The 12,570-nt window shown below is 50.5% G+C and carries 12 protein-coding genes; 4 read left to right on the forward strand and 8 right to left on the reverse strand.

Features of this window, described 5'->3' with window-relative positions:
- Nucleotide 1: 1 nt before the first annotated feature.
- From DYD62_RS17445 to DYD62_RS17480, 8 genes are all read right to left on the reverse strand, one after another.
- The gene (locus DYD62_RS17445) at nt 2–757 is read right to left on the reverse strand and encodes an ABC transporter permease (RefSeq protein WP_115228676.1); all 756 of its coding nucleotides are present in this window, start codon (nt 755–757) and stop codon (nt 2–4) included.
- A 51-nt stretch (nt 758–808) separates the two neighbouring features.
- On the reverse strand, nt 809–1,705 hold the full coding sequence (locus tag DYD62_RS17450) for an ABC transporter ATP-binding protein (RefSeq protein ID WP_115228677.1): 897 nt from the start codon (nt 1,703–1,705) through the stop codon (nt 809–811).
- Nucleotides 1,702–2,508 carry an MlaA family lipoprotein gene (locus tag DYD62_RS17455; protein WP_115228678.1) on the reverse strand — a complete coding sequence of 269 codons (807 nt, stop codon included), beginning with the start codon at nt 2,506–2,508 and terminating at the stop codon, nt 1,702–1,704. The genes DYD62_RS17450 and DYD62_RS17455 overlap by 4 nt, the downstream gene beginning before the upstream one ends.
- Nucleotides 2,509–2,606: 98 nt before the next feature.
- Nucleotides 2,607–2,882, reverse strand: coding sequence for an STAS domain-containing protein (locus DYD62_RS17460; protein ID WP_115228679.1), 276 nt, complete (start codon nt 2,880–2,882; stop codon nt 2,607–2,609).
- Nucleotides 2,879–3,481: an MlaC/ttg2D family ABC transporter substrate-binding protein gene (locus DYD62_RS17465; RefSeq protein WP_115228680.1), complete on the reverse strand. Its 603-nt coding sequence runs from the start codon at nt 3,479–3,481 to the stop codon at nt 2,879–2,881. Before DYD62_RS17465 ends, DYD62_RS17460 begins: the two co-directional genes overlap by 4 nt.
- A gap of 29 nt (nt 3,482–3,510) precedes the next feature.
- Nucleotides 3,511–3,978 carry an outer membrane lipid asymmetry maintenance protein MlaD gene (mlaD, locus tag DYD62_RS17470; RefSeq protein ID WP_115228681.1) on the reverse strand — a complete coding sequence of 156 codons (468 nt, stop codon included), beginning with the start codon at nt 3,976–3,978 and terminating at the stop codon, nt 3,511–3,513.
- A gap of 64 nt (nt 3,979–4,042) precedes the next feature.
- Nucleotides 4,043–4,837 (reverse strand): lipid asymmetry maintenance ABC transporter permease subunit MlaE, encoded by a 795-nt coding sequence (gene mlaE / locus DYD62_RS17475; protein WP_276527796.1) that lies wholly within the window; start codon nt 4,835–4,837, stop codon nt 4,043–4,045.
- Entirely contained in the window at nt 4,830–5,639 is an 810-nt protein-coding gene (locus DYD62_RS17480; RefSeq protein ID WP_207916629.1) for an ABC transporter ATP-binding protein, read from the reverse strand. Before DYD62_RS17480 ends, mlaE begins: the two co-directional genes overlap by 8 nt.
- Nucleotides 5,640–6,067: 428 nt before the next feature.
- Here DYD62_RS17480 and DYD62_RS17490 point away from each other — a divergent pair, with 428 nt between their 5' ends.
- The 4 genes from DYD62_RS17490 (at nt 6,068) to DYD62_RS17505 (ending at nt 12,570) form a co-directional block, all read left to right on the forward strand.
- On the forward strand, nt 6,068–7,378 hold the full coding sequence (locus tag DYD62_RS17490; RefSeq protein WP_115228685.1) for an ExeA family protein: 1,311 nt from the start codon (nt 6,068–6,070) through the stop codon (nt 7,376–7,378).
- A gap of 149 nt (nt 7,379–7,527) precedes the next feature.
- Nucleotides 7,528–9,357, forward strand: coding sequence for a type II secretion system protein GspD (locus DYD62_RS17495; protein ID WP_165928707.1), 1,830 nt, complete (start codon nt 7,528–7,530; stop codon nt 9,355–9,357).
- The gene (locus tag DYD62_RS17500) at nt 9,354–10,772 is read left to right on the forward strand and encodes a tetratricopeptide repeat protein (RefSeq protein WP_115228687.1); all 1,419 of its coding nucleotides are present in this window, start codon (nt 9,354–9,356) and stop codon (nt 10,770–10,772) included. Before DYD62_RS17495 ends, DYD62_RS17500 begins: the two co-directional genes overlap by 4 nt.
- 91 nt (nt 10,773–10,863) lie before the next feature.
- A complete protein-coding gene (locus tag DYD62_RS17505; RefSeq protein WP_099397100.1) occupies nt 10,864–12,570 on the forward strand; it encodes a GspE/PulE family protein in 1,707 nt (568 codons plus the stop codon).

Genomic DNA, 12,570 nt, shown 5'->3' on the forward strand with positions numbered 1-12,570 from the left:
GTTATTGCCTTAATTTGTAACCAGATTTAATCAATGCGTAGGCAGCGCTGCCTACAATCACTAAAGAAAGCGCTGCAACGGCTAAAGCATGCCATGGCGATACATCGCTTACGCCAAAAAAGCCGTAGCGAAAACCGTCAATCATATAAAAAATTGGGTTCCAGGCCGATACGCCCTGCCAGAAGGCAGGCAGGCTGTGAATGGAATAGAACACGCCGGATAAAAACGTCAGCGGCATAATCAGAAAATTTTGAAATGCAGCCAGCTGGTCATATTTTTCTGCCCAGATGCCCGCCAGAATGCCTAGGGCAGCCATCAGTGCCGAGCTGGTCAGTGCAAAGACTAAAATCCACAGCGGATGAGCAAAAGCCGGTAGGTTAAACCACATGGTGACTAATAAAACGCCCGCACCCACCACAAGCCCGCGCACCATGGCCGCCAGCATATAGGCAAGAAAAAACTCCATATGTGAAAGCGGTGGCAAAAGGGCAAAAATCAGGCTGCCAGTCACTTTGGATTGAATCAGGCTGGAGGATGAATTGGCAAAGCTGTTTTGCAGCACCGACATCATCACCAGGCCCGGAATCAGAAAAGCGGTGTATTGCACGCCAGGATAGGGCTCGACATGGCTGTCGAGTACATGGGCAAAAATCAGCAGGTACATCAGCGCAGTGAGCACAGGCGCTGCTACGGTTTGAAAAGCAACTTTCCAAAAGCGCAGTACTTCTTTGTAAAACAGCGTGTAAAAACCTTGCATAGTGTCTTCTTGTCGCAGATGGTGTATAGGCCGTGATGTGCTGGTGGCGAATTAGCTGCCAGACATCATGTCGACAAAAATCGTTTCCAGATCGGCCTTGCCTACTTCGATATCTCTGAGCTGAACCGAGTTATTTCTGAGCTCGGTTAGGATGGCTTCCAGATCTTTGCAATCTGCAAGTTTGAGCTCAAAGCCGTTGTCACGCTCGCAAATCAGCAGCGGGGCAAGGGATGCGGGCAGTACGGCAGGCTTAATCTTGATAAATAACTCGCGTGCCGCACCGCGGCTCATCAGCGTATCTTTGTTTTCAAGGGAAATCAGCTCGCCTTTTTTTAGCATGGCGATGCGATTGCACAGGGTTTCGGCTTCTTCTAAATAATGCGTTGTCAGCACAATGGTGTGGCCGTCGCTATTAAGGCGGCGGATAAAATCCCATAGTGTTTTGCGCAGCTCTACGTCCACACCTGCGGTGGGCTCATCCAGTACGATGACGGGCGGGCGGTGCACCAAGGCTTGTGCCACCATCACACGGCGCTTCATGCCGCCGGATAAGGCCCGCATATTGGTGTTGGCTTTGTCGGTAAGGCCCAGATTAGCGAGAATCTCGTCAATCCAGTCGCCATTATTGCGCAGGCCAAAATAGCCGGATTGAAATGTCAGCGTTTCGCGTACGGTAAAAAAGGGATCGAAGACCAGCTCTTGCGGAACAATGCCTACCGCCCGGCGGGCTTCACGGTAGTCTTTCTGAACATCAAAGCCCATCACAGAAATATGCCCGGATGTGGGCCGGGATAAGCCTGCCAGGGCAGAGATCAGCGTGGTTTTACCGGCACCATTGGGGCCCAGCAGGGCAAAAAAATCACCCTGCTCTACCGTAAAGCTCACGCCTTTCAGGGCATGGAAATCGCCGAATTGCTTGGCTACTGATTCAAAAACAATTGCGCTCAAGGGGCTACCCCGGCAACAGCGCTTGCTGGCAGGCTGGCAGGTGCGCTTGCAGCAGATGCATTTGCACGCTGCTCTTTCGCAGCATCAATCGCATCCAGCTCTTCGTCTGTTGGGCCTAATTGCAGAGGCTTGGGAGGATTGCCATCCCATACTCTGAAGTATCTGCGCTGCAGATAGGCGTCGCGTATATAGGCGTAGGGATCGGCTTGTGAATTAATCAGCTGATCCAGCGGCAGCAGCTGGCGGCGCTGTTCTATGCCCCATGCGCCATAGCGAATCACTTGAGTGCTTAGCTCTTGGGTGCCATCCCAGATATCTAATGGATCAGCAAAGAAGCGTACCGCTAAATCGCTGCTGTCTCTGAGCGTGGTTGGGCCACGAAAAGGAATCATTAAATAGGGACCAGAACCCATTCCCCAGCTGCCCAGAGCCTGGCCAATGTCTTCGTCGCTTTTTTTGAGGCCCATATCGCTGGCCCAGTCGACTAAGCCAAACATGCCTAGTGTGGTGTTAACCAATACACGGCCCATGCTGTGGCCCGCTTCGCTGCCTTTGCCTTGGAGCAGTGCACCAAACGATGCAAAAAAATCATCGATATTGTCAAAGAAATTACTCGCACCCTGCTTAACAGGGCCAGGTGAGTATTTTTCGTGAGCTTCAGCGGCGGGTTTAACAACAGCTTTATCTATCGTGTTGTTAAACGCATAAATACCGCGATTCACAGGCTCGATAGGGTCGTAGTTATTCTGTGGCGTCGCACATGCGCCAAGCAGGAGGGCAAAAAAAGGAAGAAGACGGCGCATGTGTGTCGTAAATAAGTGAGCAAGGTCGATATTCTAGGCTGATTTGCAGCTTAGCGCTGCTTTATAGAACAGCGCTCAGTGCAATCAGGGCTGAAAATTTATATCTGCTTACTCAGTGGTAAAAGAATATCTACTTCGTAGAGGCGAATTAAACCGGCCAGCCCCTCTGGTACTCCGGAGAATTGCAATTCTGCCCCTTGCTTCTGGGCAGTGCGCATCCAGTGCAGGAGCAGTGCAACTGCACTGGAATCTGCTGCTGTGATTTGGCTTAAGTCTACATTCAGCTGCTCGCCTTGCCCCAAGCTGGGCAATGTGGCGAGCTGGCGGCTTGCGGATTCAAGCGTAAGCACCCCATTGGGCTGAAATGTTTTCATTTGCTGGCGTTACGCTGTGCGTTGTTGCGATCAGATAATTGTTTGATGAGGCCATCAAGGCCATCTTTACGAATGATGGCATTAAACTGATTACGGTTATTATTAATAAAACTAATGCCATCGACAGCGATGTCGTAAGTTTTCCAGCCTGCCTCGGTTTTTTCAAAGCTAAAATCAAGCGGGATAGGCTTTTGGCCTGGCAGGCTGACTTCGGTCAGTACGACCATTTCACTGGAGTCGTTACCCGCGCGCGTGCCTTTTACATCAACCTGTGCGTTTTTGTAGATAGACAGCGCAGAGAAGTAAGTGCGAACCAGCATGGTACGGAATTCGCGTGTTAAAGCTTGCTGTTGTTCCGGCGTTGCTGTTTTCCAGTTGCGCCCGACGGCCAGCATGGTCATACGGTTGTAGTCAGCCAGCGGCGCAACCCGTGTGTCGACTAAATCTCTGGCTTTCAGCTGATCTTTATCGTTTTTCCTGATGATTTCCAGCACATCACGGCTGACATTTTTTACAATTAATTCTGGCGATTCAACTGGCGCGGCAAGGCTGCAGGTGGCGATAAAACCCATTGAGAGGGCGAGGATCCATTTTTTCATTTTGTGTACTCCATTGATATTGCTTACGATCATTTCTCAGCAGCGGTTTCTGCTTTGTTAAACAGCACCCGGCTGATCAATTGCTCCAGCACGATGGCTGAAGAAGTAATGGTGAAGCTATTTCCAGCCTGAAGCATTTTGTCGTCTGCGCCGGATGTTACGCCGATGTATTGTTCACCCAAAAGGCCCGAGGTGAGGATTTCAGCAGAAGCATCTTTGCTGAAATGATAGCGACTATCCATATCCAGCTTCACCCGTGCAACGTAACGCTCTGTATCCAGAGTGATACTACTCACACGGCCAACCAAAACCCCGGCACTTTTTACAGGGGCTCGTACTTTAAGCCCGCCTACATTGTCAAAATTAGCCGTAAGCTCGTAGCTGTTGGACGCTGGTAAAGTAGTTTGGCTGCTGACGCGCAAAGATAAAAACAGCAAGGCGGCAATGCCTGCAGCGGCAAACAGACCTACCCAGAAATCAATCATGCCTCTTTTCATTTTAATACCCCTTAGACACTTAATAGCGGATGAACCGGCCATAAGCCGGGCCATCCGGAAATTCTTAAATTCCTCTGAACATAAAGGCGGTGAGCACAAAGTCCAGCGCCAGAATGACAAGTGAGCTGGTCACAACCGTACGGGTTGTTGCTCCAGATACGCCCTCAGCGGTGGGCGGCGCATCATACCCTTCAAAGACGGCAATGAGTGAGATGGCAATACCAAATACCACGCTCTTGATCACGCCGTTGATCACATCTTGGCGAAAATCCACAGCGCTTTGCATTTGCGACCAAAAAGCGCCTTCATCCAGGCCAAGCAGCTTTACCCCAATCAGATAGCCGCCAAAAATACCCATTGCACTAAACATGGCCGCCAGCAGAGGCATAGAGATCACGCCCCCCCAGAAACGCGGTGCAACGACGCGGGCGATGGGGTTAACGGCCATCATTTCCATTGCAGCCAGTTGTTCTGTGGCTTTCATTAGGCCAATTTCTGCGGTAATGGCCGAGCCCGCACGGCTGGCAAACAGTAAAGCCCCCACCACAGGCCCTAGCTCCCTGACCAAAGACAGTGCAACTAAAATGCCCAACGATTCGGTTGCACCAAAGCGCTGCAGCGTATCAAAACCTTGCAGGGCCAATACCATGCCTACAAACAGGCCTGATACCGCAATAATCAATACAGAGAGTACCCCTGCAAACCAAATTTCACGCATTGTAAGCTGAAACCTGAGCAAGGAGGTAGGGGAATGACGCAGGATAGCCAGCATAAAGCGGCAGGCAAAGCCCAGCTTGATGATGATGTTGCTGAACGGCCGGCCAAATTTTGAGATGGCATTAAACAGATAATTAAGCACGGCGAGGCTCCAATCCCAGATCGCTGGCATAGGGGAGAGCGGGTTTGTGGAAAGGCACAGGGCCGTCTGTTTCCCCATTGATAAACTGTTTTACAAAAGGGTGAGTTGATGAACGAACTTGCTCAGGCGTACCTTCGGCCACTATTTTGCCGTCAGCCAGAAAATAGACGTAGTCCACAATCGACAGCGATTCTTCAACATCGTGCGTCACAATCACCGATGCCGTGCCAAGGGCATCATTTAAATTACGGATCAGCTGGCCGATAGTGGCGAGCGAAATGGGATCTAAACCCGTAAATGGCTCGTCATAAAGCATCACAGCAGGGTCAAGTGCAATTGCCCTTGCCAATGCCACACGCCTTGCCATACCGCCAGACAGCTCTGATGGCATCTGATCACTGACGCCGCGTAAGCCCACGGCATTTAGTTTCATCAGCACTAAATCACGAATCATGGATTCGGGCAGATTGCTGCGCTCTCTGAGTGGAAAAGCCACGTTATCGAATACAGATAAATCAGTAAAAAGTGCGCCAAACTGAAACAACATGCCCAGTTTTTTACGCATTTTGTAAAGACTGGCCTCGTTCATCCTGCCCACATCCTCTCCGGCAACCGTCAGCTTGCCCAGATGGGGCTGAATTTGCCCGCCAATCAACTTGAGGATGGTGGTTTTGCCCGAGCCGGATCCACCCATGATGGCAACGACCTGGCCGGGCTTGATGCTCAGTGAGACATCGGTAAGCACCGGACGTTCACCGTAAGCAAAGCTCACATTCTCAAACTGGACCAGCGAGGAAGGCATGGTGCACGATACTCTTGGCATAAAAAGGGGGTATTGTAGGTGGGTCTGGCCTGATCAGGTAGGTTAACTTTGTATGAAAATGTATGGAATTATTGCCATGCAACAAAGCTGGCATCTCACGGCAAGTCTTGTATCACCTTTGCTGCCGGGGAATCCGCAGCAATTCTCGTGTTTTTCGCCCCGATAAACCCGCCAAAAATGGCATGCAAACATACGAAAAAACAACATTTCTATTGCCTTTATTCCTGCTGGTTTTAAATTTAATTCCCTCTTTATTTCATGACTGATGAGCATTGCAGCTGCGGCGCTCACTCTGCAGCGTTTTATTGCGCTCAGGCAAAGACCTGTCCGTCCAGATATTTGTTTAATTTTTACTGAATCCTCGTACTAGTATGAAAGCAAGCGTTCATCCATAGACAGGATCATCAATGTATCTGGAACACTTTGGCTTAAACGAACCCCCTTTTCGGATTACGCCACACCCTGAGTTTTTCTTTGTTGGGGCTGAGCGGGGCGCTACTCTGGATGCTTTGATATATGCCGTCCTAGCCGGAGAAGGCTTGGTTAAAGTGGTGGGGGAAGTCGGAAGTGGCAAAACCATGCTGTGCAGGGTATTGATCGAACGTTTACCTGCCAGTGTAGACAGCGTTTATATCGCCAATCCCGCCATGAAGCCGGATGAATTAATGCTGATGATTGCTGAGGATTTGGGCATTGTTTGCGATGCAACATACACCAGTGGCAGAGTAAGGGATTTGCAGGCCGCTTTACTCGAGCGTTTTGCCACAGGGCGGCAGGTGGTCATTCTGATCGATGAAGCCCATGCCATGCCAACAGAAAGCCTAGAGGCAGTCAGGCTGCTTTCAAATCTGGATCATGGTCACCACAAGCTATTGCAAATCGTATTATTTGGGCAAACCGAGCTGGATGCGCGTTTAGCCAGCCAAGATTTACGCCAATTACGTGAGCGGATTACCCATGTATTTCAGCTTGCACCACTTAAAGCAAAAGATATTGAATCTTATATCGATTTTCGGATGCGCACGGCAGGGTATCGTGGCCCTGCGTTATTTCAAGCCGAGGCGCTGACGTCTATTTACCGTGCTTCGGAAGGATTAACCCGGCGGATAAATATTCTGGCAGATAAAGCTTTAATGGCTGCATTTTGCCAGAGCCAGCATTCCATTACAGCAAAGCACGTAAGCGCAGCGGTGAAAGACAGCGCTTTCAAGTCGGTTAAAAAGCGCACCGGTTGGGGATGGATTGTGCTGTCTGTGGGGCTGGCTGGAGGCGTATGGGCGGGCCTGATGCAAGCCGCAAACCCGCCAGCTCAGGCGGTAGTGGCATCAACACCCCTGGCATCAGCCAGCAGCCCGGAAACCTTGGTCCCTGAAGTGCCGCTTTCTGCAGCTTTGCGGCAAAAACTGACTGAATCCAGGCAAAAAATGAATCGGGCGGAGGCGAGCGAAACGGCGGTTATGCTGCTGGTGACTTCTCAATCAAAAACAGCTGAATTAGAAAAATTCTTGGTACAGGCCGCTCTGTTATTGCCCCAGGAGCAATTATTAATTTATCCCGCTGAAGTCAGGGGTAATAAAGGCTGGGGCCTAGTTTATGGTCTTTTCCCTGATAAAAACAGCGCCAAGGCCGCAATGGCCACTCTGCCGGAATCACTCAGAAAAAATAAGCCTATTTTACGCACGGTGGGGGGGATGCGGGACGAATTGTGGAATCTGTAAGTATGAATAAAAAGCAAAGATAAGCTATTAATCAGGACTAATTAATTATTCCATTCTATAAATGATTTCATGCCGAACTTAAATGGCTGGCCTGATGAAGTAATGATCCGGCTATAAAACAGCAGATGTTTCTGTATGAGTGCTCAATTATGCGGTGGCAAATTTTAATTCTGGTTTCCTTGCTCAGTGCCTGCGCGGGTCAATCGGGCTTGGAGATGGAAACTGGCCGCCATTTAGAAGCTAAAGCCGTCTCTTCTGAGATTCCAAAGCCGGTCAGTGCAATGCCTGTTTTACCTAAGCCACAGCCCGCTGCTAAAACGGCCACCTATAGCGTGGTGGTGCATCAGGTGTCTGTAAATGAAATTTTATTTGCCCTAGGGCGGGATGCCAGAATAAACGTGGATGTACATGCCGGGGTAAGCGGCAATGTTACATTAAATGCAATTAATCAGACGCTGCCGCAAATATTAGAGCGGATGAGCAAACAAGTTGATTTGCGCTGGGAGCTGGAAAACGGCGTGCTAACTGTTACGCCAGATTTACCCTATCTTAAAACCTACAGAATGAATTATTTTAATTTATCTAGAAATGTTAAATCTAACGTTACGCTGGCTAATTCGGTAAGCAGTGGCAGTGGAGGTGGGTCTGGCAATAGCTCTAATACGCAAATTGATATGCTGGCCGATCATCATTTGTGGAAACAGATCGATTTAAATTTAAAAGAGCTGCTGGGTATCTCGGCTGAAGCAAAAACTGGTGGGGCGCAGCTGGGGGCCATTGTGCAGGATCAAAGCGCACAGGCTGTTAAGAGTAATGTCTCTGTTGATAAAAAAGAAGTCGTTAAAACAGCTGCAGAAGCAGCAAAGGCAGCCAAAGATATAGCCCAGGCTAATAAAACCAATGCAGAAACAGAAAAAATAAAATCAGGTGAATCACAGCCTATTAATAAAACCAGCCCGCCGGCAGATAGCAGCAGATTAGTCATTCTTAATCCAGAAACAGGTGTTGTTACAATAAGGGCCAGTCAGAAGGAACACGCAAAAGTAGCCGAGTATTTAAATGCAGTACAAAGCGGTGCTTTGCGTCAGGTGCTGATTGAGGCCACGATTGTAGAGGTTTTATTATCTGATCAGTATCAGGCCGGGGTAGATTGGAGCCGGATAGGTGAAACAGATAATCAGTTAAATTTTCAACAGAAATCTCTGGCTAATAATCTGGGTACTGCCCCTTTAAGTATTCTTTCCTATACCAAAACGGGGGGTATTTTAAGCGGTACATTTAACTTCACGATTAAAATGCTGGAGCAATTTGGCCGCACCCGTGTGTTATCCAGCCCCAAAATCATGGCATTAAATAATCAGACTGCCGTAATGAAGGTTGTGGAAGAGCAGGTGTATTTTACAATTAAAGTCACACCACCCGTTGTAACAGATGGGAAAGTCACCACACAGGCTACTTACGATAGCGAGCTGCATACCGTGCCTATTGGTTTGGTGATGCAGGTGACGCCGCAAATATCTGAAGATGGTCAGGTGGCACTGAATGTAAGGCCAACCATTACCAATATTAATTCATTTATTGAAGACCCTGCTGTAGCCATTCTGGCCGCAGCCAACAATACACAAATTAAAAGCCTGGTGCCTATATTGCAGGTCAGGGAATTTGATTCCACATTAAAAGTAGCCAGCGGGCAAGTGGCTATTTTGGGTGGGTTAATTCAGGATTCATTAAATAATGACAGGCAGGGGGTGCCAGGTTTATCCCGAATGGCCTATGTGGGCGATTTATTCAGCTACCGCAATGATAAAGTTAGAAAAATTGAATTAGTGGTTTTTTTACGACCTGTTTTAATCAGGGATAGTAGCGATTTAGGTAATTACCAGCAGTTTTTACCTAATGATCAGTTTTTTAAGAATGAAGCTGATCATGATTTATCGGCATTTCAGTCCGGAGGTGTTCCTTTGGGGACTAAACCATGAGCTTATTGCTGCAGGCCTTAAAAAAAGCGGAGGAAGCCAAACGGCTGCGTGAAGCGGCAGCCTTGGCTGCAGGTGATGAAAACCTTACCACTGCAACGGATCAAGCCGCTGATCTGAATACCCACCTGCAGCTAAGTGATGTTGCTGATGAGCAAGTGCCAGATGCGCTGGAGGAAGTAACCACTTCATTATCTTTGGAAGATACTGAGCCCTTATCCCCTCCTACCGATGCACCATGGGAGTTTGTACCGCTGCCATTAGATGATTTGGCCCTGCCTGTGCCGCCCGCCGAACCGGCTCCAGCCGGTCAGGCCAATCAAACCGATCAGGTTAATTTAGCCGTGGATACGGCTAATTTACCGCCAGCGCCGCTTAATACACCAGAGCCTGAAGAAGATCTTACCTGGCTGAAAAGCACACCTCCGCCTGCTGCTCCAAAAGAGCCTGTGGCTCCTGTGACCATGACCGCCCCTCCACCCGCACCTATTGTTGCTCCGCCACCAGCAGTTAAGCCTAGGCAGCGTTCCCATTCGCTTCCCTGGCTGGTGCTGGGTGGCGTTTTGATTATGGGGGGAATGGGGGGCTATTTCTGGTGGCAGTATCAGGCACTGACATTGTCTGCTGTTGCAGCACCAGCACCAGCACCAGCACCAGCACCAGCCATCGCAGAGGCGGCCCCGGCAGCACCTGCCTCCAGTCCGGTGCCAGCTACTCCGCTTCCTGTTCGGGCAGCCAGTGCTGTGGTGGTCGTGCTGACTCCGGCCCCCCTGCCTGTTCCTGCCCGCTACAAAGGTGATGCGGCCAGAGTGGAGGAGCGTTCCGGTGCACCCAATGGCGCGGGCATTCGTTTTGAAACACAAAATAATGAGGCTGCAGTTCCGCTGCCGCTGGCGATGGCATATCGCTCTTTTCAGCTGGGCGATTATCGGGCGGCTGAGGAGGGCTACCGGCGCATACTGCAGCTGGATGCCCGCAATCGTGATGCCTTGCTGGGAATGGCCGCCCTTGCGATAAAGCGGGGCGCAGGCGCTGAGGCCACTCATTTTTACCGGCAAATATTATCGCTGTATCCAAGAGATGAAGTGGCGCAGTCGGCTTTGTACTCGCTAACCCCTGCGAATGAAAGCTCTGAAGCAGGCCTGCGCCAGCTCTCGTCTCAGCAGGCCGATGCCGCATTTGCCTTGGCTAATTTTTACGCGGGGCAAAATCGCTGGAGTGAGGCACAGGGTGCATATTTTCAAGCGCTGACCCTTGATGCAGGGAATGCAGATTACGCATTTAATCTGGCTATCAGCCTGGAGCACTTACAAGAAAATAAATCTGCAGCAAGGTATTACCGGCAAGCCTTAGCAGGCAAAGGGACTTTTGATCGGGCGAGCGCCGAAGCAAGATTAAAAGCTTTGGAGTCGCAATGATGATGACCGCCACAAAGTTAGCGCCAGCCAGCGGATCAGATTTGGTGGCTTACCTGCTTGCCAAAACAAGCTTGCATGCCATGGAGCACTTATGAACGCGCCGGTCAGAAAGCTGCCGCTGGGCGAACTGCTGGTTTCTAAAGGCCTGCTGTCAGAAGATCAGCTGCGTATTACCCTCTTTGAGCAGCGGCGCAGCGGCGTGCCACTTGGCAAGCTGATGGTGTCGCTGGGCTTTGTGTCTGAAGGCATCTTGCGTGATGCCTTGTCTGAAAACCTAGGGCAGGTCAGCGTCGATTTATCCAAGATTCTGGCCGACACGCAGGCGATTAAGCTGGTGCCTAAAGACGTGGCCAAGCGGCATATGCTGCTGCCCGTGTCGCTGGATACGGAAAGAAATAAGCTGACGCTGGCGATGTCTAACCCGAATAACCTGGTTGCGCTGGATCAGGTGCGTATTCTGCTTAAAGACAAATACGAGTTGGAAACTCTGCTGGCTGCAGAATCTGATTTAGTCCACGCCATCGATCAATATTATGGTTTTGAGCTGTCTATCGATGGCATTTTGAATGAAATAGAAACCGGGGTGATTGATTACGCCAGTCTGCAGCACGCCGAGGCCGAGTACAACCAGCCGGTAGTGCGCCTGATTGATGCGCTGCTGGCCGATGCCTGCACGCGCGGCGCATCGGATATCCACTTTGAGCCTGAATCGTCTTTTGTGCGGATTCGCTACCGCATCGATGGTGTGCTACGGCAAATTCGCGCCCTGCACAAAACCTATTGGCCTGCGATGGTGGTGCGGCTAAAGGTGATGAGCAATATGAATATCGCCGAAACCCGCTCGCCGCAAGATGGCCGCATCTCGCTCACCCTAGCTGGCAGACCGCTGGATTTTCGGGTGGCGGCGCAGCCTACCACTTGGGGCGAGAATATTGTGCTGCGGATTTTAGACAGGCAAAAAGGCTTGGTGAAGCTGGATAAGCTGGGCTTGAGTAAAGAAAATCTTTATTTATTGCAGCTGATGATTGCCCGGCCGGAAGGGATTATTTTGGTCACCGGCCCTACCGGCTCGGGAAAAACCACCACCCTCTATTCGATTTTAAGCAGTGTCAACACCGAAGCCGTTAACATCATGACGCTGGAAGACCCAGTGGAATATCCGATTCCCATGCTGCGGCAAACCTCGGTAAATGAAGCGGCCAAAATGGATTTTGTGAACGGTATTCGCTCCATGATGCGGCAAGACCCGGACATCATTCTGCTGGGCGAAATCCGCGATCGCGATACCGCCGATATGGCATTTCGCGCGGCCATGACCGGCCACCAAGTTTACTCAACCCTGCACACCAACTCTGCCATCGGCTCCATTCCGCGCCTCTTAGATATCGGCGTGCTGCCCGACGTGTTGGCAGGCAATATCATCGGCATCATCGCCCAGCGCCTTGCCCGAAAACTCTGCCCGCTCTGCCGTGAGCCCTATGAGCCCGATGCCTTTGAGCGGCGCTTATTGGGCATAGCGCCGGAGGGGGAGCCCATCACGCTGTACCGCGCCAGTGGTTGCCCCAAGTGTGATCACCAAGGCTATAAGGGCCGTTTAACCGTGATGGAAGTCTTAAAAATGAGTGCCGAGCTGGATGAACTCATTGCCCGGCATGCCACGCGCTTAGAAATAAAAAAAGCGGCGGAAGCCCAAGGCTTCAGAACCATGGCCGATGATGCATGCAGGCATGTGCTGGATGGGCTGACTTCGCTGGCAGAGATTTCCCGTGTGATTGATTTAACCGACAGGGTGGTTTAG

Origin of the sequence: Iodobacter fluviatilis (assembly GCF_900451195.1) — a bacterium.
In the GTDB taxonomy this organism is placed as follows: Bacteria; Pseudomonadota; Gammaproteobacteria; order Burkholderiales; family Chitinibacteraceae; genus Iodobacter; species Iodobacter fluviatilis.